At 65.2% G+C, this 22,260-nt stretch carries 26 protein-coding genes; 6 read left to right on the top strand and 20 right to left on the bottom strand.

Annotated elements, in window-relative coordinates; translation table 11 throughout:
* Positions 1-31: 31 nt before the first annotated feature.
* From J2X38_RS00975 to J2X38_RS00965, 3 genes are all read right to left on the bottom strand, one after another.
* Positions 32-493, bottom strand: a complete 462-nt coding sequence (locus J2X38_RS00975) for a hypothetical protein (RefSeq protein ID WP_310250152.1) — start codon at positions 491-493, stop codon at positions 32-34.
* A 299-nt stretch (positions 494-792) separates the two neighbouring features.
* A complete protein-coding gene (locus tag J2X38_RS00970) occupies positions 793-1,254 on the bottom strand; it encodes a thioesterase family protein (protein WP_058539544.1) in 462 nt (153 codons plus the stop codon).
* Between the two features lie 7 nt (positions 1,255-1,261).
* Positions 1,262-3,100 carry an aminopeptidase P family protein gene (locus J2X38_RS00965; RefSeq protein WP_310250146.1) on the bottom strand — a complete coding sequence of 613 codons (1,839 nt, stop codon included), beginning with the start codon at positions 3,098-3,100 and terminating at the stop codon, positions 1,262-1,264.
* Positions 3,101-3,168: 68 nt separating this feature from the next.
* Between J2X38_RS00965 and J2X38_RS00960 the strand changes: the two genes are divergently transcribed.
* A complete protein-coding gene (locus J2X38_RS00960; protein ID WP_310250143.1) occupies positions 3,169-5,331 on the top strand; it encodes a S9 family peptidase in 2,163 nt (720 codons plus the stop codon).
* Positions 5,332-5,437: 106 nt separating this feature from the next.
* Here J2X38_RS00960 and J2X38_RS00955 read toward each other — a convergent pair whose 3' ends face one another.
* The 7 genes from J2X38_RS00955 to J2X38_RS00925 form a co-directional block, all read right to left on the bottom strand.
* A complete protein-coding gene (locus J2X38_RS00955; RefSeq protein WP_310250140.1) occupies positions 5,438-5,779 on the bottom strand; it encodes a hypothetical protein in 342 nt (113 codons plus the stop codon).
* Complete coding sequence (locus J2X38_RS00950) at positions 5,779-6,390, bottom strand: HAD family phosphatase (RefSeq protein ID WP_310250137.1); 612 nt, start codon at positions 6,388-6,390, stop codon at positions 5,779-5,781. The genes J2X38_RS00955 and J2X38_RS00950 overlap by 1 nt, the downstream gene beginning before the upstream one ends.
* Before the next feature lie 97 nt (positions 6,391-6,487).
* Complete coding sequence (gene ykgO / locus J2X38_RS00945; RefSeq protein ID WP_003046794.1) at positions 6,488-6,613, bottom strand: type B 50S ribosomal protein L36; 126 nt, start codon at positions 6,611-6,613, stop codon at positions 6,488-6,490.
* A gap of 172 nt (positions 6,614-6,785) precedes the next feature.
* Complete coding sequence (rpoN, locus tag J2X38_RS00940; protein ID WP_310250135.1) at positions 6,786-8,252, bottom strand: RNA polymerase factor sigma-54; 1,467 nt, start codon at positions 8,250-8,252, stop codon at positions 6,786-6,788.
* Positions 8,253-8,267: 15 nt separating this feature from the next.
* The gene (gene lptB / locus J2X38_RS00935; RefSeq protein ID WP_310250132.1) at positions 8,268-9,083 is read right to left on the bottom strand and encodes an LPS export ABC transporter ATP-binding protein; all 816 of its coding nucleotides are present in this window, start codon (positions 9,081-9,083) and stop codon (positions 8,268-8,270) included.
* Positions 9,084-9,274: 191 nt separating this feature from the next.
* Positions 9,275-10,669, bottom strand: coding sequence for a phosphoglucomutase/phosphomannomutase PgmG (pgmG, locus tag J2X38_RS00930; protein WP_310250129.1), 1,395 nt, complete (start codon positions 10,667-10,669; stop codon positions 9,275-9,277).
* Between the two features lie 291 nt (positions 10,670-10,960).
* A complete protein-coding gene (locus J2X38_RS00925; RefSeq protein ID WP_137892187.1) occupies positions 10,961-11,782 on the bottom strand; it encodes a division plane positioning ATPase MipZ in 822 nt (273 codons plus the stop codon).
* An 86-nt stretch (positions 11,783-11,868) separates the two neighbouring features.
* Between J2X38_RS00925 and panC the strand changes: the two genes are divergently transcribed.
* Together panC and J2X38_RS00915 are read left to right on the top strand one after the other, a co-directional pair.
* Positions 11,869-12,711, top strand: coding sequence for a pantoate--beta-alanine ligase (panC, locus tag J2X38_RS00920; RefSeq protein ID WP_310250125.1), 843 nt, complete (start codon positions 11,869-11,871; stop codon positions 12,709-12,711).
* 137 nt (positions 12,712-12,848) lie between these two features.
* Positions 12,849-13,163 (top strand): sel1 repeat family protein, encoded by a 315-nt coding sequence (locus tag J2X38_RS00915; protein ID WP_056373095.1) that lies wholly within the window; start codon positions 12,849-12,851, stop codon positions 13,161-13,163.
* On the opposite strand, the gene J2X38_RS00910 is transcribed toward J2X38_RS00915, so the two are convergent.
* The 4 genes from J2X38_RS00910 to J2X38_RS00895 are packed head-to-tail and all read right to left on the bottom strand — an operon-like array spanning position 13,160 to position 15,701.
* On the bottom strand, positions 13,160-14,311 hold the full coding sequence (locus J2X38_RS00910; RefSeq protein ID WP_058539553.1) for a GNAT family N-acetyltransferase: 1,152 nt from the start codon (positions 14,309-14,311) through the stop codon (positions 13,160-13,162). The genes J2X38_RS00915 and J2X38_RS00910 overlap by 4 nt on opposite strands.
* Before the next feature lie 8 nt (positions 14,312-14,319).
* Positions 14,320-14,784: a RidA family protein gene (locus tag J2X38_RS00905; RefSeq protein WP_310250120.1), complete on the bottom strand. Its 465-nt coding sequence runs from the start codon at positions 14,782-14,784 to the stop codon at positions 14,320-14,322.
* A 15-nt stretch (positions 14,785-14,799) separates the two neighbouring features.
* Positions 14,800-15,441 carry an HAD family hydrolase gene (locus tag J2X38_RS00900; protein WP_310250117.1) on the bottom strand — a complete coding sequence of 214 codons (642 nt, stop codon included), beginning with the start codon at positions 15,439-15,441 and terminating at the stop codon, positions 14,800-14,802.
* Positions 15,438-15,701 carry a DUF3572 family protein gene (locus J2X38_RS00895; RefSeq protein ID WP_310250114.1) on the bottom strand — a complete coding sequence of 88 codons (264 nt, stop codon included), beginning with the start codon at positions 15,699-15,701 and terminating at the stop codon, positions 15,438-15,440. The genes J2X38_RS00900 and J2X38_RS00895 overlap by 4 nt, the downstream gene beginning before the upstream one ends.
* Before the next feature lie 77 nt (positions 15,702-15,778).
* On the opposite strand from J2X38_RS00895, the gene J2X38_RS00890 reads away from it, so the two are divergent.
* The gene (locus J2X38_RS00890; RefSeq protein ID WP_037515703.1) at positions 15,779-16,141 is read left to right on the top strand and encodes a response regulator; all 363 of its coding nucleotides are present in this window, start codon (positions 15,779-15,781) and stop codon (positions 16,139-16,141) included.
* 162 nt (positions 16,142-16,303) lie between these two features.
* Complete coding sequence (locus tag J2X38_RS00885) at positions 16,304-16,639, top strand: glycine zipper 2TM domain-containing protein (protein ID WP_037515849.1); 336 nt, start codon at positions 16,304-16,306, stop codon at positions 16,637-16,639.
* 25 nt (positions 16,640-16,664) lie between these two features.
* Here the strand turns inward: J2X38_RS00885 and J2X38_RS00880 are convergent, their stop codons facing one another.
* Entirely contained in the window at positions 16,665-16,826 is a 162-nt protein-coding gene (locus J2X38_RS00880; protein ID WP_156419787.1) for a hypothetical protein, read from the bottom strand.
* 137 nt (positions 16,827-16,963) lie between these two features.
* On the opposite strand from J2X38_RS00880, the gene J2X38_RS00875 reads away from it, so the two are divergent.
* Positions 16,964-17,449, top strand: coding sequence for an Lrp/AsnC family transcriptional regulator (locus J2X38_RS00875; RefSeq protein ID WP_058539557.1), 486 nt, complete (start codon positions 16,964-16,966; stop codon positions 17,447-17,449).
* A gap of 297 nt (positions 17,450-17,746) precedes the next feature.
* On the opposite strand, the gene rpmG is transcribed toward J2X38_RS00875, so the two are convergent.
* The 5 genes from rpmG to J2X38_RS00850 all read right to left on the bottom strand — a co-directional run bounded on the left by rpmG (position 17,747) and on the right by J2X38_RS00850 (position 22,226).
* Positions 17,747-17,914, bottom strand: a complete 168-nt coding sequence (gene rpmG, locus J2X38_RS00870) for a 50S ribosomal protein L33 (RefSeq protein WP_037515700.1) — start codon at positions 17,912-17,914, stop codon at positions 17,747-17,749.
* 218 nt (positions 17,915-18,132) lie between these two features.
* Positions 18,133-18,870 carry a TonB family protein gene (locus J2X38_RS00865; RefSeq protein ID WP_310250104.1) on the bottom strand — a complete coding sequence of 246 codons (738 nt, stop codon included), beginning with the start codon at positions 18,868-18,870 and terminating at the stop codon, positions 18,133-18,135.
* 143 nt (positions 18,871-19,013) lie between these two features.
* Positions 19,014-20,324, bottom strand: a complete 1,311-nt coding sequence (gene gltX / locus J2X38_RS00860) for a glutamate--tRNA ligase (RefSeq protein WP_310250102.1) — start codon at positions 20,322-20,324, stop codon at positions 19,014-19,016.
* A gap of 33 nt (positions 20,325-20,357) precedes the next feature.
* Positions 20,358-20,561 (bottom strand): hypothetical protein, encoded by a 204-nt coding sequence (locus J2X38_RS00855; RefSeq protein ID WP_310250098.1) that lies wholly within the window; start codon positions 20,559-20,561, stop codon positions 20,358-20,360.
* Between the two features lie 6 nt (positions 20,562-20,567).
* Complete coding sequence (locus J2X38_RS00850) at positions 20,568-22,226, bottom strand: NAD+ synthase (protein WP_310250095.1); 1,659 nt, start codon at positions 22,224-22,226, stop codon at positions 20,568-20,570.
* Positions 22,227-22,260: the final 34 nt, after the last annotated feature.

The raw sequence follows: 22,260 nt of genomic DNA, 5'->3' as shown, positions 1-22,260 counted from the left end.
GTCGGCATCGGCGGGGCCGCGCTGCATATGGTCAGTCGGCGGCTTTGGGCTGCGCGCTGCGCGCCGCGCGTTCGGCGAGCGTCGAGCGCGTCGCCATCGGCAAGGGCTTTTTCTTCGCCGCCGCGGCCGCCTCTTCGCCCAGCGTCTCGCGCGTCACCTTGTCCGCCTCGGCCGAATCATATTCGATGCCGAGGCTGTCGGCGAAACGCTGATATTCGGCGCGCTTCTGGGCGTTGTGCAGCGTCGTTTCCTTGGCGCGCGCAACCCAGTCGGCGCGGATCTCGGCGGCGCTACGGTTCGCGGTCCAGTTTTCGAAATAGATAATCTGCTCTTTCGGCTTTTCATAAGGGATCAAATATTTCTCGACCCCGGTGAAAATCAGCCAGGTCAGCGCCAGCGCGACACCCCAGATCGCCCAGCGATGCGGGCGCGGTTCGCGGATATAGGCCCAGAAATCGGACAGGCCGCCGCCGACATCCACTTTGTTGAACATTCCCATTGGCCCAATTTAGGCGATGTCGCGGCAATTTGCGAGGGGAAGCGACGCGCGCGAGGGATTGCGTCAGATGAAGAATGGGAGCGTTCTCGATTGCAAAAAATGCAATAGCAGATGTCCATTTCGCAGTTGCAACATTTTTGGTGCAGTGCAATATGAGCATGCCTTTTAGGCATCCTCTCCCAAAACTTTCACGGGCCACCTTCGGGTGGCCCTTTTTTTTGCCCATTTTCGGGCTAAAAACCTGACTTTTTTAGTCGAGAAATACGATCCGGTTCGAATCGGGCGATCGCGAATCAGTCCTGTACGGGCGTCCTTGCTTCGAATCGCCTGACTTCGGCAATGAAGCTGCCCGGCAGCGGCGTCGGCGTCCCGCTGTCGGTGTCGAGATGGGCGTAGCTGATCTCGATATCGGTGAGCCGCTCATTTTCGCGGAAAATCCCGCAATGAACCGTGAAGCTCGTCCGCCCGAAGCGATTGATTCGCGCCGCGATCGTGATCAGTTCGTCGAGCCGCGCGGGCGCATGATAGTCGATCTCGCAATGCGTCTCGTGAATATCTGTACCATATTGGTGAAAATAGGGTCCGGGTTGCCCCTCGCCGAGCGCCCGGAAATATTCGGTCACGCCGATGTCGGCGTAGACGAGATAATTGGCGTTGAAGACGATATTCTGGCCGTCGATCTCGTTGAAACGGACGCGGACGCGCTCCTGCACACGGAAATCGGCGAGCGGCACGTCGCTGCGAAGGTCGGTCATGTGGCGATCAAGCCGCGAGCGCGGCGGGGGCGCGGTCGAGCGGCGCGCACGCGGCTTCGAGCCAGGCCCGGTCGTCGCCGGCCATCCCGGGCGCGAGTTTTTCGAACACCGCCGCATGATAGGCGTCGAGCCAGTCGGCCTCGGCACCCGACAGCAGCGCGGCGTCGATGAGGTTCTGTGCGATCGGGGCGAAGGTGATCGTCTCGAACCCCAGCATATCCTCTTCGGCGCCGTCGATGCTCTGCGGCACCACGATCACCAGATTTTCGATGCGGATGCCGAACGCGCCCGCCTTGTAATAGCCGGGCTCGTTCGAGAGGATCATGCCCGCGTGGAGCGCCTCCTCGGTCCCCGCCTGCCCGCCCGACGGCTTGGCGATACGCTGCGGGCCTTCGTGGACCGCCAGATAAGCGCCGACGCCGTGGCCGGTGCCGTGGGCATAATCGACCCCGTCGGCCCACAGATATTGGCGCGCAAGAATGTCGAGCTGGCTGCCGCGCGTGCCCTTCGGGAAGCGCGCGGTCGCGAGCGCGATATGCCCCTTCAGCACCTGCGTGAAGCGGCGGCGCATTTCGGCGGTCGGCGCGCCGATCGCGATCGTGCGCGTGATGTCGGTCGTGCCGTCGGCGTACTGCCCGCCCGAATCGACGAGATAGAGCGTGCCCGTCTCGATCGCGCGGTTCGTCGTCGCGTCGACCTTGTAATGCGGCAGCGCGCCGTTCGGACCCGCCGCCGAGATGGTGTCGAAGCTCAGATCGACAAGCGCGCCATTCTGGTCGCGAAATTCGCGCAGCTTCGCCGCGGCGCCGAGTTCGTCGAGCCCGCCCTGCGGCGCGACATCCTCCATCCATTGCAGGAAGCGCGACACCGCGACGCCGTCGCGGACGTGCGCGGCGCGCGTGCCGTTCAGCTCGGTGTCGTTCTTGATCGCCTTGGGCAGCACCGCGGGGTCGCGGTGGCGTTCGATCTTCGCGCCGGCCGCTTCCAATGCGGTGAAGATCGCCGCAACCGCGCGGTCGGGGTCGACCGCGACCTTCTTGTCCTTGAGATCGGCGAGCGCGGCCTCGAACGCGTCGCGGTCGTGGACGCGCACGCTGTTGCCCAGATGCGCGCGCACCGCGTCGGTGACCTTCTCGGGCGCGATGAACAGGTCGGCGGTCGCGTCGGCATGGAGCAATGCAAAGGCGAGCCCGACGGGCGTGTGGCTGACGTCCGACCCGCGGATGTTGAAGGTCCACGCGACCGAATCGAGCGCGGTCATCACCGTCGTGTCGAGCCCCCTGGCCTTCAGCCAGTCGGCGATCACGGCGCGCTTGTCGGTCGCCGCCTGCCCCGCGAGCTGCGTGTCATAAACCGTCACCGCGGCGGCGCTCGGCGCGGGCCGGTCGTCCCACGCGGCGTCGAGCGGGTTGGCGTCGACCGCGACGAGCTGCGCGCCCTTGTCGGCGAGCGCCTTGCCCAGCCCGCGCGCCCAGTCGATGCCGTGGAGCCAGGGGTCGAAACCGATCTTCTGCCCCGCGCTAACATGTGCGCCGAGCCATTCGGCGACGCTCGACTGCGGCACGCCGACATAGTCGAACAGCGACCCATCGACCTGATCGCGCACCTGCACCGTATAGCGCCCGTCGACGAACACCGCGGCCTTTGCGGGCAGCACCGCCGCGGTGCCGGCCGAACCGCCGAAGCCCGTCAGCCACGCCATGCGCTGCGCATAGTCGCCGACATATTCGCTCATATGTTCGTCGCTGATCGGCACCACGAAGCCGTCGAGACCGCGCGCGGCAAGTTCGGCGCGGACGCGGGCGAGGCGCTCTGCATAGACCGATTGGGGGACGGGGCTGGACATGGTCGCTTCCTTGTTCCTACATCGTAGGCGATCCCGCCCAATCGGGCGACACCGCGGGGGATTTTTCGATGCGCGCTATTTGGATGTTTCTGGCAGCAATTGCCACCCCGCTTGTCGCATCGCCTGCCCTGTTCGCCAAAGAGAAAGATGCCGCATTGACCAGCCCGACCCCTGCCCTGCCCGCTGCCCCGGTCGCGGAAAAGCGCCCGCACGAAGTGACGCTGCACGGCAAAAAACTCTCCGACCCGTATCACTGGCTGAAGGACGAGAGCTATCCGACGATCGATGACAAGGATGTGCTCGACTATGTGAAGGCCGAGAATGCCTATTTCGACGCCGCGATGAAGCCGCATGCGGCGCTCGTCGAAACGATCTTCCAGGAGATGAAGGGTCGGATCAAGGAAGCCGATTCTTCCGTGCCGCAGAAGGACGGCGACTGGGTCTATTGGGTCGAATTTGAAGAGGGCGCCGAATATAAGAAATGGTATCGTAAACCCGCCGCGGGCGGCGACGCGATCCTGATCCTCGACGAGGTCGCGATGGCCGCGGGCAAGGATTATTTCCGTCTCGCGGAGGTATCGGTCAGCCCGAACGGCAAGCTGATGGCCTATTCGTTCGACGACAATGGCTCCGAACGGTTCGAGGTGCGCATCCGCAATCTCGATACCGGCGAAATGCTGCCCGACGTGATCCCCGGCACGCTGTCGTCACTGATATGGACGGCGCAGAACGATGCGATCCTCTATGGCCTCGCGAACGAGAATTGGCGCACCGACAATGTCCGGCTGCACAAGCTGGGTACCCCGGTGAGCGCGGACAAATTGCTCTATAAGGAAGCCGACATCGGTTTCGGGGTCGGGATCGGGAAGACCGCGGCCGACAATTATATCGTGATCGCGACGGGCGATAACGAGACGAGCGAGGTTTACCTGCTCCCCGCCGACAATCCCGAAGCGAAGATGCAGCTCGTGTCGGCGCGCAAGAAGGGCCGCGAATATAGCGTCGATGAGCGCAACGGCACGCTCTATGTCTACACCAACGACGAGCATCCCAATTTCCGCGTCGCGACCGCCGACATCAAGGCGCCGGGAACGTGGAAGACGCTGATCCCAGGATCGGATGCGAGCTACATCACCGGGCTTTCGGTCTTCCGCGACTATTTCGTCCTCGAAACGCGCGAGAAGGGCGTCGATCAGGTCGATGTCCGCAAATATGACGCGCCGCTGACCCCCGGCCGGATCCAGTTCCCCGAGGCGACCTATGTGGCGGGGCTCGGCGACAATCCCGAATATCATCAGGACAAGCTGCGCCTCGATTATGAATCGATGGTCACCCCCGACACGGTGTTCGATTACGACCTTGCGAGCGGCAAGCTCGAGACGCTGAAGGTGCAGGAAATTCCATCCGGTTATAATCATGATGACTATGTAACCGAATTGGTGAACATGCCTTCGCGCGACGGCACGCCGGTGCCGGTCTCGCTCGTCTACAAGAAGGGCACGCCGCGCGACGGCAGTGCGCCGATGCACCTCTATGTCTATGGCTCGTACGGCTACCGCGTCCCGCCAGGCTTCTCGACGACGCGGCTCAGCCTCGTCGATCGCGGCATGATCTACGCGATCGCGCATGTGCGCGGCGGCGACGACCTCGGCCGCGCCTGGTATCTCGCGGGCAAGACGACCGAGCGCAAGAATACGTTCAACGACTTTATCGACGTCGCCAAGGGCCTGATCGCGGCGAAATATACGAGCGCGGGCAAGATTTCGATCGAGGGCCGTTCGGCGGGCGGGCAGGTGATGGGGGCGGTCTATAATCAGGCGCCCGAGCTGTGGGGCGCGGTGCTCGCGGGCGTGCCCTTCGTCGATGTGATCAACACGATGGTCGACGAAACGCTGCCGCTGACCCCCGGCGAATGGCCCGAATGGGGCAATCCGATCACCGACAAGGCCGCGTTCGACTATATGCTGAGCTACAGCCCTTACGACAATGTGACCGCAAAGGCCTATCCGCCGATGCTCGTGTCGGCCGGCCTCAACGACCCGCGCGTGACCTATTGGGAGCCCGCCAAATGGGTCGCGAAGCTGCGCGCGACGCGCACCAACGACGCGACGCTGCTTCTGCGCACCAACATGGGCGCCGGCCATGCCGGCAAGTCGGGCCGCTGGGGCGCGCTGCGCGAGGATGCCGAAGAGTTCGCCTTTGTGCTGACGCAGTTGGGGGTCGAGAAATAATCACAAACGTCGTCATTCCGTGAAAGCGGGAACCCAGTTCAGACGGTTGCTCGCTGGGTCCCCGCTTTCGCGGGAATGACGATGTTTTTGGATGATGCGTAAGCGCCTAGGCGTCCTTGCCCAGCCGCTGCAGCCATGCCTTCGCCTGCTTGGGTTCGCCCGGCGCGTTCGATGCGACGGGTCCGCGAGACGCCTCGAATTCTTCGTGCAGCGCGAAGGGCTGCAAGCCCAGTTGATCGCGCACTTGATCGATTTCTTCGCCCCGGTCGCACAGGTCCATAACGACGGGTTCCCATTTGGCGTGCGCCGCGCGATCCTTGGTGTGGCCAAACAAGCCCCATGAGCCGGCAGCAACCCGGCGCAACGCGTCTAGCAGTACGGCCTCATATTCGGCTTCCAGCTCGACACGGCGGGTGTCGAGGCGCTCGAGGCGGTCCGCCCTGCTCATCAGACCGGCAAATATCCGCGCGCGATCAATTCGACCTCCAGCGTCACCGCATCCTCAAAGCGATGGGCGGCAATGCCAACCGATTCGGCACCCGCGACATTCGCAGCATTGTCGTCGATGAACAGCGCACCCGCGGGGTCGATGCCGAATCGCTCGATCGCGAGGCGGTAGATGGCGGGGTCGGGCTTCATCAATTTCTCGGTCCCCGACACGATGATATCGCCGAAGCGATCGAAGACCGGCTGGGTCGGGCGGAAAGCTTCCCAGAATTCATGGCCGAAGTTGGTGATCGCAAACAGCGGCACGCCCGCGGCGTCGAGGCGCTCGACGAGTTCGAGGCTGCCGGGCATCGGCGCGGGAATCGTCTCGTTGAAGCGCGTCGCATAGGCATCGATCAGCGGCGCATGATCGGGAAACTCGGCTTTCCGTTCGGGCACCATCTCGGCGAGCGGGCGCCCGGCGTCGTGCTGGAAATGCCACCCGGGCGTGACGACATTCGTCACGAACCATTCGAGCTGGTCCTTGTCGGCGATCAGCTTGGCGAAGAGATAGCGCAGGTCCCAGTCGAACAGGACGCGGCCGACGTCGAAGATCACACTCTGCCGAATCATGCGGCCTCCAGACACGCGAAAGCGCCGCCGGAAGCCTCCGACGGCGTAACGCTGTTCATCAAAAACAAACGGGGCGAAATCACCCCGCGCAGGGGCATTAGCCCTGGCGCGCCTTGAAGCGGCGGTTGGTCTTGTTGATCACATAGGTGCGGCCACGGCGGCGGATAACGCGGTTATCCCGGTGGCGGTCCTTCAGCGACTTCAGGCTGTTGCGAATCTTCATGATCTCTGTCCGTAAATCTTGGCGTATTGACGCGAAGCGGCGCAACTATGGGGAAGCGGGTAAAAAGTCAACCGGCTGCGAGGAGAAAACGTCGTCCCCGCGAAGGCGGGAACCGCCATCGGCCTCGCGCTACACCGCCTGCGGCCCCCGCCTTCGCGGGGGCGACGATATGCTACCCCGCCAGCGCCTTTTGCCGCCGCCGCTGCACCGACGAGCCAAAACCCATCGCCTCACGATATTTGACGACGGTGCGCCGTGCGATGTCGTGGCCCTCGGCCGAGAGTTTCTGCGCGATCGTCTCGTCGGAGAGAATCGCCTTGCCATCCTCGGCCTCGATCATCGCCTTGATCCGGCTCTTCACCGCCTCGGCCGACACCGCGCCGTCGCCTTGCGTATCGGAAATGCCGCTCGAGAAGAAATATTTGAGCTCGAACAATCCGCGCGCGCAGCTCAGATATTTGTTGCTCGTGACGCGGCTGACGGTCGATTCGTGCATGCCGATCTCCTCGGCGACCTGCCGCAAGGTCAGCGGGCGCATGTGTGCGACGCCGTGGAGGAAAAAGCCTTCCTGCTGCTTCACGATCGCGCTCGCGACCCTGACGATCGTGCGCTGGCGCTGGTCGAGCGCGCGGACGAGCCAGTTGGCGCCCGCGAGCTGTTCGGAGAGCCACGCCTTGTTCTTCGCCGCCGCGCCCTGCGCGAGTTCGGTATAATAGCGGCGGTTGACGAGAAGGCGCGGCAGCGTGCCGCTGTTGATCTCGACCGCCCAGCCCTTCGCGGTCTGGCGGATATAGAGGTCGGGGACGACCGCCGGGGCGCCATCGCCGCCGAATTTGAGCCCGGGCTTGGGATCATAGCCGCGCAGTTCGCGAATCATGTCGGCAAGATCCTCGTCGTCGACCCCGCAGATGCGCTTCAGTTGCGGGAAGGCGCCCTTGGCGACGAGATCGAGGTGCGCGATCATCGTTGCCATCGCGGGATCGTAGCGGTCGGCCTCGCGCGCCTGGATCGCGATGCATTCGGCGAGGTCGCGCCCGCCGACGCCCGAGGGGTCGAAGCATTGGATGCCCGCGAGTATCTCTTCGAGCAAGGCGAGCGGAACGCCGAGCTGCGCGGCGAGTTCGGCAAGGTCGGCGCGCAGATAGCCCGCCTCGTCGATCAGCGCGACGAGCTGGCCCGCGACGATCGCCTCGACCCCGCTGAAACGTTCGCCGACCTGCGCGAGCAGATGGTCGTGCAGCGTGCCCTCATGCTCGGCGAAGCTGTCGAAATCGATATCCTCGCCGCTCCCCGACAGGCCGACATTGTCGCTGGCGCTGTCGTGGTGGAAGCTATCGGCGGCAAGATCGACGTCGAGATCGTTCGCGGTGCCGCCGTCGGCGGACAGCGCCTGATCGGCGTCGAGCGTCGCGGCCTCGGCCGCCGGTGCGTCGCCGCCAGGCACGCCATCGGGATCGCCCGCGCTGCCGTCGCTGTCGGCCGACGCCGTATCGAGCAGCGGATTGCCTTCGAGCGCCTCGGCCAGATAGGCTTCGAGTTCGAGATTCGACAGTGCCAGCAGCTTGATCGCTTGCTGCAGCTGCGGCGTCATCACCAGCGATTGCGACTGGCGGAGATCGAGGCGCGGTCCCAACGCCATCAGCGTGTCATAACATTACAAAGAGAAGCCCTCGCCGAGATAGAGGCGACGCACCTCGGGGTCGGCGACGAGCTCTTCCGGGGAGCCGGCAAGCAGCACCTTGCCGTCGTAGATGATGCAGGCGCGGTCGACGAGGTCGAGCGTCTCGCGCACATTGTGGTCGGTGATCAGCACGCCGATGCCGCGCGTCTTGAGGTCGACGACCAGATCGCGAATGTCGCTGATCGACAAGGGGTCGATGCCAGCAAAAGGTTCGTCGAGCAGCATGATCGACGGGTTGGCCGCGAGCGCGCGGGCGATTTCGGCGCGGCGCCGTTCGCCGCCCGACAGCGCCATCGCCGCCGAATCGCGGAGGCGCGTGAGGCCGAATTCGTCGAGCAATTCTTCCATGCGCCGTTCGCGCGCGATCTTGTCGGGCTCGCTGAGTTCGAGCACCGCGCCGATATTCTGCTCGACCGTCATGCCGCGAAAGATCGAGGTTTCCTGCGGCAGATAGCCGAGGCCGAGGATCGCGCGGCGATACATCGGCAGCGCGGTGATGTCGGCGCCGTCGAGCATGATGCGCCCGGCGTCGGGCTTCACCAGCCCCATGATCGAATAGAAGCAGGTCGTCTTGCCCGCGCCGTTGGGACCGAGCAGGCCGACCACCTCGCCCTTGCCGACCGACAGCGACACGTCGGAGAGGACGGTGCGCTTGTCATAGCTTTTGGCGATCGAAATGACCGCCAGACCGTTGCCCGCAGCGGCATCCTTGCGGACATGCGCCTTGTGCTCGGTGACGCCATGATCACTCTCGGTCAGCGTGCCCGCATTGGATTCGTCGTCGGTCATAGGTCGGTCGGTTCCGTTTCTAGCCCCCGGGCGGCGTTACCCCAGCGACGCGGCCAAGGTCAATCTGGCAAGATTTTTGCAGGGCCGTTCCCCTCCCTTTCAGGGAGGGGTTAGGGGTAGGTCGCCGCAGGCGTTCTTTCCATCCGCATACCCACCCCCGACCCCTCCCTGAAAGGGAGGGGAGCAGGAGCCTAGTGCGCCGCCTGCGGCCCGCGTACGATCCCCGACAAAGCGAGCTGCTCGTCGATCGCCGCGAGCAGCCGCGCCAGTGCCGCCTCGTCCTTGGCTTCGGCGCGCGCGACGAGCACATCCTGCGTGTTCGAGGCGCGGAGCAGCCACCAGCCGTCGTCGGTGAGCACGCGCGCGCCGTCGGTGCGGTCGACCTGCGCGCCCGATGCCGTGAGCCGGTCGAGGACTTCATCCACAATGGCGAATTTGCGGCTCTCGTCGACCTGGAAGCGCATTTCGGGGGTGTTGACCATCGGCGCCATATTGCCGCGCAGCTGCGTGACGCTCTGCCCGAGCTTCGTCGCCGCCTCGATCAGCCGCACCGCAGCATAGGGCGCATCGTCATAACCATAATAGCGGTCGGCGAAGAAGATATGCCCGCTCATCTCGCCCGCGAGCGGACTGCCGGTTTCCTTCATCTTCGCCTTGATCAGGCTGTGGCCGGTCTTCCACATCAGCGGTTTGCCACCAAGTTCGGCGACGCGGTCGAACAGCGCCTGGCTCGCCTTCACGTCGGCGATGACCGTCGCACCGGGCAGGTCCTTCAGCACCGCCGCGGCATAGATTTGCAGGAGCTGGTCGCCCCAGATCACGCGGCCTTCGCCGTCGATCGCGCCGATGCGGTCGCCGTCTCCATCGAAAGCGACGCCGAAGTCGAGGCTCTTCTCCGCGACGAGCTTGCGCAGATCGGCGAGATTCTTCTCTTCGGTGGGATCGGGATGGTGGTTCGGAAAATGGCCGTCGATGTCGGTAAACAGCAGGTGGTGCTCGCCCGGAAGGCGCGCGGTGAGTTTCTCGATGACGGTGCCCGCGGCGCCGTTGCCGGCGTCCCAGCCGATGCGGAAGGCGCCGCCGGCGAAGCCCTCGACCAGCCGGTCGACATAGGCGTCGACGATATCGATGCTCTGCGACGTGCCTTCGCCCCCAACATCGACGGACTCCCAGTCGCCCGCGGCGGCCATTTCGCCGATGCCCAGAATATCGGCGCCGTAGAAGGGACGCCCCTGCATCACAAATTTGAAGCCATTATAGTCGGGGGGATTGTGGCTACCGGTTATCTGTATGCCGCCCTCCACATCCTCGGTTGACGCGGCATAATAGAGCATCGGCGTCGGCCCGAGCCCGACATTGAGCGCGTCGGCGCCCGCGTCGTTGATCCCGGCAATCAGCGCATCGGCGAGCATCGGCGACGAGAGGCGGCCGTCATAGCCGACGGCAATGCGCTTGCCGCCCGCGCGGCGGACCAGCGTCGCGAAGCTGCGGCCGATGGCATAGGCATCCTTGTCGGACAGCGTGTCGCCAACGACCCCGCGGATGTCATATTCGCGCAGCATCGTCGGGTGGAAATTGTGCGTCATCTTTGATCCTCTTGGGGAGAGAAGGTAAGGGTCCGTACTCCACTACAGCGCCGTCGAGGCGCCCAAATGGCGAACAGATCGGGCCGAGAGATGCGCCGGGAAGGCTGGTTGCCTTTCCAAGCGGCTCTCGGATCGAGATGGAAGCCATTTGGGCGTCCCGAAGGGATTTGATCAAAATGGCCCATTGCTTCGTCGAGAAGTCTGGAAATATCGACATATTCCTCCGCCTTCTCTCCTCGCACTGAGCCATTTTGCTTCAAACCTCGACGGCGCTGTAGTGGAGTACGGACCCTAGGCGGCGGCGAACAAATCCCCATCCGGATGCAATCTTTCGCGCACCGGGAGGTTCAGTCCACCCATCGCCTCGCGGAGTTCCTGCCGCGCGACGACGTGACCAATCCCCATGCCGCCAAGGTGCGCCTTGTCGAGCAGCGTGAGGCCAGCCGGGAAAAGCTCACGATAGATGACGCGCTCGCCGAGCCCCGGGATGACGCGAAACCCGACGCGCCGCGACAGCTGGGTCAGCGCCTCGCCGACGCGGCGCATATTGTGCGCGTCGACATGCTGGAGCCGGTTGCGCAGGATGATCCAATCCATCGTCCGCCCGTCGGTCTTCGCGCGCGTCTTGCGCGCGTCCCAGATCAGTTCGGAATAGAAGCTGGGGCGGGTAACCTGAAAGGTTTCGGGATCGACCTGTCCGATCAGGTCGAAATCGATGAAGCTGTCGTTGATCGGGGTGACGAGCGTGTCGGCGCTCGTCGCGAGGTGGCGCGCGAAGACATCGTCGCGCCCCGGGGTGTCGGCGATCAGATAATCGACGTCTTCGCTCAGCGCCGCGACCTGGTCGTCGAGTTCTTCGATGGTCGAGCCGGTGAACACCTCGAAGCGCGGGGTCGGCAGCGCGATCTCGCGGCGCTTCGCGGTATTCTCGCGATTTTCGAGATAGCGGTGGAAGGTGCGCTGGCGCGGGTCGAGATCGATGCCCGCGACGCGCCAGCCCTGGCTCGCCAGCGCGACCGCGAAATGCACGGCGCAAGTCGATTTCCCCGTCCCGCCCTTTTCATTGGCAAAGATGATGCGGTGCGGTGCGGGCTTCGTCGCTGAGGTCGTCATGGGGCGTTGCGATTTTCCTGTTTGCGCGGCATGGCGGCCGGCGCGCGAAGTGATATAGTCGCGCCAATATCGGAGGGCGACCAGCCGTGCAAATCATCCGTGACATCGCGATGCTGCACCGTGCCGTTACGGCACTGAAGCAGGGAGGAAAGAGCGTCGCTCTGGTCCCGACGATGGGGTCGCTGCACGATGGCCACCTCTCGCTCGTGCGCATGGCAAAGCGCGTCGCCGACCACGCGGTCGTGTCGATTTTCGTCAATCCGACGCAATTCGGCCCCAACGAGGATTTCGCCGCTTATCCGCGCGACGAGGCGCGCGATGCGGCGATGCTGGTCGAGGAAGGCACCAGCCTGCTTTGGGCGCCCGATGTCAGCGTCATGTATCCCGGCGGACACAGCACGCATATCGAGGTCGCCGAACTCGGCGCCGATTATTGCGGCGCGGCGCGCCCCGGCCATTTCGACGGCGTCGCGACCGTCGTTGCCAAATTGTTCAACCAGGTGCGGCCCGACGTCGCGATCTTCGGCGAAAAGGACTGGCAGCAGCTCGCGATCATCCGCCGCATGGCGCGCGACCTCGACTTCGGCATCGACATTTTGGGGGCGCCGATCGCGCGCGACACCGACGGCCTCGCGCTGTCATCGCGCAACGCCTATCTCTCCCCCGAACAGCGCACGGCGGCAACCATCTTTCCGCGTGCGCTGAACACCGCGGCGCAAGCGATCGCGGGCGGCGCCGATGTTGGCGAAGCGCTCGCCAGGGCCGAGACGGTGATCGTCGGGGGGGGCTTCGACAGCGTCGACTATGTCGCACTCGCCGATGCCGACAGCCTCGAGAGACTGGACGCTTTTCGGAAGCCCGCGCGGCTTCTGGCGGCGGCACGGATCGGAAAAACGCGGCTGATCGACAATCTTCCGGTCGGCGATTAACGCCAAAACCCACCGATTTCCGGGAGCTTCGGACGATATCCACAAAAAAGTCGGATCGCCGTTAACGCTTTGTTGACCATAAACCGCAACTTTGGACCCCGAGGTCTCCATGTGGGGTGGAGGCAAAGGGGGTTATCATGGCGAATAGTCTGAAGTCTGCCCAATATCTGATCGAGAGCCGTCTGCTCGACGCCGCGCGCGGCGACGCCAATGCCTATTTCGATCTCGGCATCGCTTTTTCGACCGGCACTGGCGGGGTCGATGTCGACCTGATCCAGGCGCATAAATGGTTCAACCTCGCCGCGCTCGGCGGCAATATCGAAGGCCAGCAGTGCCGCGCCGACTTGTCGGACGAGATGTCGCCGGGCGAAATCGCCGAGGCGCAGCGCCAGGCGCGCGCCTGGCTCGACGAGACCGCCCGCCGTCCTGCCGCGCGCCGTTTCGCGGCCTAATCCTTTCGCTTGAAGGGCGTCTGCCCTTCCAGCCACTCCATTTCACTTTCTTCGGCGCGGCGTTCCTGTTCGAGATAATCGGCGACCGCGCGGCGAAATCCCGGATCGGCGATGAAATGCGCCGACCATGTCGCGACGGGGCCATAGCCGCGCGCGAGCTTGTGCCCGCCCTGCGCGCCCGCCTCGACGCGCCGCAGGCCGCGCGCGATCGCAATGTCGATCGCGCGATAATAGCATAGTTCGAAATGCAGATACGGGATCTCGGTGAGACAGCCCCAATAGCGGCCGTAGAGCGTATCGGCGCCGACGAAGTGCAGCGCGCCCGCGACCGGTCTTTGCTCGCCGTCATAGGCGATCAGCAGGATGATCTGCTCCGCCATCCGCTCGCCCATCAGGTCGAACGCTTCGCGCGTGAGGTACGGATGCCCCCATTTGCGCGCACCGGTGTCCTGATAGAAAAGCCACATCGCGTCCCAATGTTCGGGACCGATCGCGTCGCCCGTCAGCTCCTCGATGCGCAGACCGTCGACCGCGCGCAGCCGTTCCTTGCGGAGCTGCTTGCGCTTCGCCGAATTCAGCGTGCCAAGGAAATCGTCGAAGCTGCGATAACCCGCGTTCGCGAAATGAAACTGGATATCGCGGCGGACGAGCCAGCCCGCCTCCTCGAACAGGGCCATCTGGTCGGGCGCCACAAAGGTCGCGTGCGCCGACGATAGCTGGTTCTGCCGCACCACCGCCTCGGCGGCGCGGAGCAGCAGCAAGGCGTCGCCCCGATCCGTTGCCAGCAGGCGCGGTCCCGGCACGGGGGTGAAGGGCGCCGCGATCTGCAGTTTCGGATAATAATCGCCGCCCGCGCGTGCCCAGGCGTCGGCCCAGGCATGGTCGAACACATATTCGCCCTGGCTGTGCGACTTGAGGTACGCGGGCGCGGCGGCGACGAGCGTCCCGCCGGCATCCTCGACGAGCAAGGGCGCCGCCTGCCAGCCCGTACCCGCCCCGACGCTGCCCGATTGCTCGAGCAGCGACAGGAAGGCGTGGCCGACGAACGGATTGCCGCCATCGTGCAAGGCGTCCCATGCCGCGGCGTCGATGGCGGCGACGCCGGTTCCGAGCGATATCGTGCGCGCGGGTGGGTCGGCCTCTGCCACCGGAATTCCTAGGCGGGCTTCACCGCGACGATCGCGTCGGCCTCGACCGCGGCACCGAGCGGCAGCACGGCGACGCCGACCGCGGCGCGCGCATGACGGCCCGCTTCGCCGAACAGCGTCTCGAACAGGTCCGACGCGCCATTGGCGACCTTTGCCTGATCGGTGAAGCCGGGGGTGCTGTTGACGAACACGCCGAGCTTGACGATGCGCTCGACGCGCGACCAGTCGCCGCCGAGCGCCTGCCCGATCTGGGCGACGAGCATCAGCGCGACGCGCTGCGCGGCATCCTGCCCGCCCGCGACGTCGACATCTTCGCCCAGACGGCCGGTGACGACCTGCCCGTCGCGGAACGGCAACTGGCCACTGACATAGAGCAGGCCGCCATGCTCGACGACGGGGACATAGGCGGCGACCGGCGCGGCGGGCTTGGGGAGTTCGAGGCCGAGTTCGGCGATTTTGGCGGCGATATCCATGAGAGAGCTTCCTTGTTAGACCGGTTCGGGGGCCGGGGCGGGGATGTTTTCGGCGAGGCGCGCCAGGATCCAGTCGCGCGCCGCCGTCCAGTCGTCGATGCGCGCATGCGCGTGCTTCGCGGGCGCGATCTTGCCCGCGATCGCCGGCTCGCCGACGAGATGGAGCCGCCACACGTCGGGCGCCTCCTGCGCGACCGACATATGATGGCCCGCGAGATCGTCGATGAAGACGGCGACCGAGGGCTTATATTCTTCGATCAGGCGGCGCACCGGTTCGCCCTTGCCGCCGCGGCTGCCGATCACCGGCGCGTGGAAATCGTGGAGCGCGAGCTGTTCGATGCGCGCCTGCTGATGTTCGGGGCCGACGTTGGTGAGCACAACGATATCGGCCTCGGCGCCGATCGCCGCCATCGCCGCGAGCGCACCGGCGATCGGATATTGCCGCGTCATTTCCCGGCGGAAAAAGCCGTCGAGCAAGGGCCACACTTCGGCGGCCTCGAGCGGCGTGCCGCATTCCTTGCGTTTCAGCGCGTTCGCGAAGCTCGCGTCCTCGATGCGGAAGATCACGCCATGTTCGGCGTCGACCCATTCGGCGAAGGGGACGACCATGTGCATCAGCACCTCGTCGCAATCGGTGATGACGAGCGGGCGGTTCATGCGGTGGTTCCTTCGAGTCTCTGGGCGGCGGCAGCGATGCTGGCAGGCGGCACCTGCAACGCATCGGCGCAGGCGACAAGGTCGTTTTCGTGGCCCGTGAGGAACGACAGGATCGCCGCGAGCGTCGCCTGCTCACCGAGCGAGGCGCGCAGTTCGCCGGGGGCGAGCCCGGTCAGGCCAAGCAGCCGTTCGGCGCGCGGTTCGTCGCTCAAAATCCAGCCGAGCGCCTGAAGCGCCAGCGCGGCATCGCCATCGTGCAAGTCGTGTGTCCCTAATTGTGTCATGCCGCCGATTCGCCTAAACGGGCCGCGTACGCAAGGTGGGGAACATAAGTAACATGGGCAAGACCATCCTGGTCGTCGAAGATAATGAGCTCAACCTTCGCCTCTTCTGCGACCTGCTCAACGCCCATGGCTATAGCGCGCATCCGGTGCGCGACGGACGCGACGCGCTGGCCAAGGCGCGCGAAGTGTCGCCCGACCTGATCATCATGGACATCCAGTTGCCGCATGTCAGCGGGCTCGACCTGATCGGCCAGATGAAGGCCGACCTGACCTTGCGCGCGGTGCCGATCATGGCGGTCACCGCCTATGCGGGGAAGGGCGACGAGGAGCAGATCAAGGCGGCGGGCGCCGAAGCCTATGTGTCCAAACCGATTTCGGTGATCAAGTTCATCGAAAGCGTCGGAGCCTTCGCCTAGCCTTTTTTCGATCGCCCGACGTCGATTGCGACGGGCCGCCCAAAATCATCGGCGAGTCGCTGGCGCGGGCGGTGAGCGCACGGCCGGTTCAGCCACCGGCCAGCTTTCTTTTCCTAATCCTGATCGCGGGGGTTCAGGATGGAAGGACATAAGATGTTTTTGATGAAGAGGCTGGCCTTGACGGCGTTGATCGGCGCGACGACGCTGGCCGCCATGCCGACCGAAGCCGAGGCGCGCAGCCGCCACCATCGGCACGGGCATTACGACCGCGACCATGACCGCTGGCAGGATCGCCGCGAATATCGGCGTCACCGCGAAGGCCGATATTATCGGAACTGCCGCACCAGCGGCACGACGGGGCTGATCGTCGGCGGCGCCGCCGGCGCCCTGCTGGGCCGCGAAATCGATAGCCGGGGCGACCGCGCCACGGGCACGATCCTCGGTGCCGCCGGCGGCGCGCTGCTCGGCCGCGAGATCGACCGCAAGCGTCGCTGCTGACCGCCGCGGGGGAAGGAAAGGACCGTCAGGCGGCGCAAGCGTCGCGGGCGGTCCGTTCCGAACGCCGCGGTGCGGCGGTGCGCAGCCACGGCGCCGAATAGTGGATGGCGACGGCGGCCTCCGAGGCCGTGACGGCGGCGGTCCAGATGCGGGTGATCCAGCGCGTTTCGGGGGTGTTATGGGTCATCTTATGTCTCCTTCATCCGGGTCCGCGGAAGATGGGGAGGGGGCGGCCCGGATGAATCCCATCTACCCCGGCAAATGCGGCGATCGGCGCCGAAATTGATCGTGCGGGCGACCAATTTTCGCGCTATTGTTTAGTTTATGCGAAAAATGATCGACCTCGACGATTTCGACCGCCGGCTGCTCGCGCTGGTGCGGCACGACAATCTCCAGCCCGCGCGAATCCTCGCCGACAAGGTCGGGCTGTCGCTGTCGGCGGTGCTCCGCCGCCTGCGCCGGATGCGCGAGGAAAAAGTGATCGTCGCCGATATCGCGGTGGTCGATCCGGCGCTGACCGGATCGGCGCTCACCATGCATATCCTCGTCCGGATGCAACAGGCCGGGCCGCAGACTATGGACGCATTCGCGCGCGAGATCGCCCGCCACCCCGAAATCACGGGGGCGTGGGACGTGACCGGCGACGATGATTTCCTGCTGAAGGTGCAGATCGGCTCAATGGAGGAATATGACGCCTTCACCCGCCGCGCGCTGGGCGAGGACAAGGGCGTGCATTCGTTCAAGACGCTGATCACGATCCGGCACATCATCGAGAATGACGTCGCGCGCCGGCCGCTGCGCGATTTCTGACGCCGACCGCGGGCGGGCGGGGGCGTGGCGGCGCCGGGCGAACGGCCGTTAGCGACCGTTAGTTGCCGCTCCACCTCTTACTTCGTCATCCCCGCGAAAGCGGGGCCCCCGCGAGCTGCCGTTGCTACTGGGTTCCCGCTTTCGCGGGAAAGACGAATGTTGGGGTGGCCGCTTCCCACCCAAAGCCGCCATTCTCCGGGCACGAAAAAGGGCGGCACGCGGCCGCCCTTCGGGATCCCGGCTTTCGCCGGGATGACGCATTTCTAACCCGCGCGCTTCAGCGCACGAGGAAATGCATCACTTGATCTTGGCTTCCTTGAACTCGACGTGCTTGCGGACACGCGGGTCGTACTTCCGCACCGACATTTTTTCGGTCATCGTGCGCGGGTTCTTTTTCGTGACATAGAAAAAGCCCGTGTCGGCGGTGCTCACCAGCTTGATCTTGACGGTCGTCGGCTTGGCCATGGCCCTGTTCCTCGAATTAACTGCACATCCATCGGAGGTCCGAGGGATGCGGCGGGACTAGGGCCCCGACGTTGGTGTGAAAAACATGAAAGGGCCGCGCGACGCCGCGCCGCCCCTCAATATCCGGGCGCCTTTGGCGGGATTCGGCCTTTCTGTCAAGCGAAAGGAAGGACGGGCGGCACATCGGCCGCCCGTCCGGAGGGGTCAGGTTTATGGCCTTAGGCGTTCTTGATCTCGAAACGGACGCGCATTTCCTTCCAGCTTTCCTCGGGCACGCCGCCGCGCGTCGCCGCTTTGAAGCGCCATTTGGTGAGCGCACGCCGTTTCGTCGCCTCGAAAAACGCCGGATCGTCGGTGCTGACCAGTTCGACCGCCTTCACCCGCCCGTCGGTGCCGATCAGCACGCGGACGACCGCGACGCCCTCGATCCCCTCGCGCTGCGCGCGCGCGGGATAATCGGGCTGGAAAAGATCCGCATAACGCTGGTCGAGCTGTGCAAGCACCAGCTTGGGTATCGTCGGCGGATCGGCTGCGCGTGCTGGCGGGCCTGGATCGACGGGGCCGACGTCGGGTATTGAGGACCCCGTATCGGCCCAAGGTTCCGTCAGCGACGTTGTCGGAACGACCGGATCGATAACGTCGGGCGTCGATGCGGCTCTCGGCATCGGCTCGACATCGTCGGCCTGTTTGGGCGGCGGCGGATCGAGCGGCTTTTCGAGTTCGATCAGCGTCCCGGTCATCGGCTCGCTCTTTGGCACCATTTCGACGATCATCGGCGACAGCGCGACCGCGACGACCAGCGCGGCGGGCAGCCCGACGGCGAACAGCGCCGCGACGGGGTGGTGGCGGGCGTCGCTGCCATAGCTGTTGCGGGGCAGCGGCACCGCCGCGCCGGCGGGCGCGGTGGTCGCCTCGGGCGCCGTCATAATCGCCGAAATCAGGGGTATCAGGGTCATGGCCTCTCTCCTTGCCTGTATGACCCGGCCCCGCCGCGTTCCGACCGTTGCTGTCGGCCAGGTCAGAATGAAGTGATATTATAACATCACGTCACATGTCAAGTGGATCGGTAAACAAGCTTTCACGCGATGCTGTGGGAGACCTAGGCGGCGGAAAGCCGCGCCACCGCCTGATCCTTGTCGATCAGCGGGAGCAGTTCGGCCATGTCGGGGCCATGGTCGCGCCCGGTGAGCGCGCGGCGGAGCGGCAGGAAGAGCGCGCGGCCCTTTGCCCCCGTCGCCTCCTTCACCGCGGCGGTCAGCGCATGCCAGGGGTCGGCGCCCCAATCGATCGCCGGCGCAGCCTGCGCCGCCGCTTCGAGTACCGGCCGGTCGGCCGCTTCGGCGGGCGGCGAGGCAAAGGGGCCGTCGAACACGGGCACCCACTCGGCCGCCTCGGCCACCGTCATCACATTGGGCCGAATCGCGTTCCAGCGCGCCGCGGTGATCGCGGCGGGCAGGCGGTCCGCGATCGCCGCATGGTCGGTGTGATGCAATATCTTCTGGTTGAGCAGCGCCAGCTCGGCCTCGTCGAAGCGCGCGGGGGCGCGGCCGAAGCGCGCGAAATCGATGCTTTCGACCAGCGGCGCAACATCCGTCACCGGCTCGACCGGATCGCTCGTCCCCAATCGGGCGAGCAAGGCGACGAGCGCGATCGGTTCGATCCCGTCCTCGCGCAGGCTCGCCATGCCGAGCGAGCCCAGCCGCTTCGACAATTTGCCCTCGGTCCCGACGAGCAGCGCCTCGTGCGCAAAGGCGGGCGGCGTCGCGCCGAGCGCGGCGAACATCTGGACCTGCGAAGCGGTGTTCGACACATGATCCTCGCCGCGCACGACATGCGTGATCCCCATCGCGATATCGTCGATCACGCTCGGCAACAGGTAAAGCCAGCTGCCGTCGGCGCGGCGCACGACCGGGTCGGACATTGTCTTGGGTTCGAAATGCTGCGGTCCGCGGACCATGTCGGTCCACTCGATCGCCGCGTCATGGTCGAGCCGGAAACGCCAGTGCGGCGCGATGCCCTCGGCGACCGGCGCATCGGCGGGCTTGCGCTCGTAAACCGGCGGCAGCCCGCGCGAGAGCAATATCTTGCGGCGGATATCGAGCTCTTCGGGCGTCTCGTAACAGGCATAGACGCGCCCCGCTGCCTTCAGCTTTTCGAACTCGGCCTCATAAAGCGCAAAGCGCGCCGACTGCCGTTCCTCGCCGTCGATATCGAAGCCCAGCCACGCGAGGTCGGTGCGAATCGCATCGACATATTCCTCTTTCGAGCGTTCGAGGTCGGTGTCGTCGATGCGCAGCAGGAAGCGCCCGCCATGCTTTCGCGCCCACAGCCAATTGTGCAGCGCGGTGCGGACATTGCCGACATGCAGGGTGCCGGTCGGCGAAGGGGCGAAACGGGTAACGACAGTCATAGCGCGCGCCTATAACCGCATATCGGGCCGCCGTCAGTCGTCTTCCGCGATCTTGCGATTCTGGACGATGTGCGCGACCCAGCGCAGCGCCATGCCGACGACCGATAGCGCGGCGCCGGCGATCACGGCGCCGACCAATGCGCGATCCTCATCGGGCGCGGGCCATGCGGCCCACGCGAGCAGCGCCACACTGACGATCGACAGCGCATACCCAATCCCGGTGAGCCAGTTCGCCACGCTGCGCTACGCCGTCCGGAAGCCGTGCGTAATCGGATAGCGCCGGTCGCGCCCGAAATTGCGCGTCGACAGCTTGACCCCCGGCGGCGCTTGGCGGCGCTTATACTCGGCGAGCATCAACAGGCGTTCGATCCGCGCCACCGCATCGCGATCGAAGCCATATTTCGCCACGACATCATCGACGCTCGCTTCCTCCTCGACGAGCATATGCAGCATGCGGTCGAGGTCGGCATAGGGCGGCAGGCTGTCCTCGTCCTTCTGGTCGGGGCGCAGCTCGGCGCTCGGCGGCTTGGTGATGATGGTATCGGGCATCACCGGGGTCACCGGGTTGCGCGACAAGCGCGGCACATTTTCGTTGCGCCATTTCGCCACCGCGAACACCGTCATTTTATACGCGTCCTTCAGCGGATTATAGCCGCCCGCCATGTCGCCATAGATCGTCGCATAGCCGACGCTCATCTCGCTCTTGTTGCCCGTCGTCAGCAGCATCGGGCCGAATTTGTTGCTGAGCGCCATCAGGGTGACGCCGCGGATGCGCGACTGGACATTTTCCTCGGTGATGTCGACATCCTTGTCGGCGAAGCTGCCCGCGAGCATCGCGTCGAACGCCTCGACCGCGGGGACGATCGAGATGGTGTCGAGCTTGCACCCGATCATCGCCGCACAGCCCGCGGCATCGTCGAGACTGGTCTGGCTCGTGAAGCGGCTCGGCATCATCACGCACCACACCTTGTCGGGACCGAGCGCATCGGCGGCGATCGCCGCGCAGATCGCCGAATCGATTCCGCCCGACAGGCCGAGCACGACGCCGGGGAAACGGTTGCGTTCGACATAGTCGCGCAAGGATATGATCATCGCGCTGTAGATATCGGCGGGATGCGATTCCCATTCGGCGATCGCGCCCGTCGCGCACGTCCAGCCGTCGGCGCCCTTGGTCCAGTGCGTGACCCGCTCCTCGGACTCCCAGTCGGTCAACCGGTGCGCCGTCGTCCCGTCGCTGTTCAGCACGAACGAGCAGCCGTCGAACACGATTTCGTCCTGCCCGCCGACGCGGTTGAGAAAAATAACGGGCAGCGAGGTTTCGGCGACGCGGCTGGCGAACACCTGCGTCAGACGCCGCTCGTCCTTGTCGATCTCATAGGGGCTGCCGTTGACCGAGATCAGCAGCTCGGCGCCCTGCCTCACCAGGTGCTGGCAAACCTTGGGCAACCAGCCGTCCTCGCAGATCGGCAGGCCAAGCCTCACGCCGCGCCATTCGACGATATCGGGGAGCGGCCCGGGGACGAACACGCGCTTTTCGTCGAAGGTGCCGTAATTGGGGAGTTCGTGCTTGCGCCGCGTCGCGACGATCCGGCCGCCGTCGAGCAGCGCGACGATATTATAGAGGCTGTCGCCTTCCCGTTCGACCGAGCCAACGAGAATCGCCGGGCCGCCATCGGCGGTATCAGCGGCGAGTTCGGCGAGCATCGTCGCGGCGCGCTCCGCGAGCGCGGGCTTCAGCACCAGATCCTCGGGCGGATAGCCGATCAGCTGGAGTTCGGGATAGAGGATCAGGTCGGCGTCCGGGTGCCGCGCGCGGACGTCGCGCATCGCCGCATTGTTGGCGGCGAGGTCGCCCACGACCTGCGTCATTTGCGAAAGAACGATGGTGAGCTTTTGTGTCATGTCGGTGGTTTAGGCCGACGCGCGCCGATTTCAA

Source organism: Sphingopyxis sp. BE235 (assembly GCF_031457175.1).
Taxonomy (GTDB): domain Bacteria; phylum Pseudomonadota; class Alphaproteobacteria; order Sphingomonadales; family Sphingomonadaceae; genus Sphingopyxis.
The sequence above is the reverse complement of the archived record's forward strand: the minus strand, read 5'-3'. Positions and strand labels throughout refer to the sequence as shown.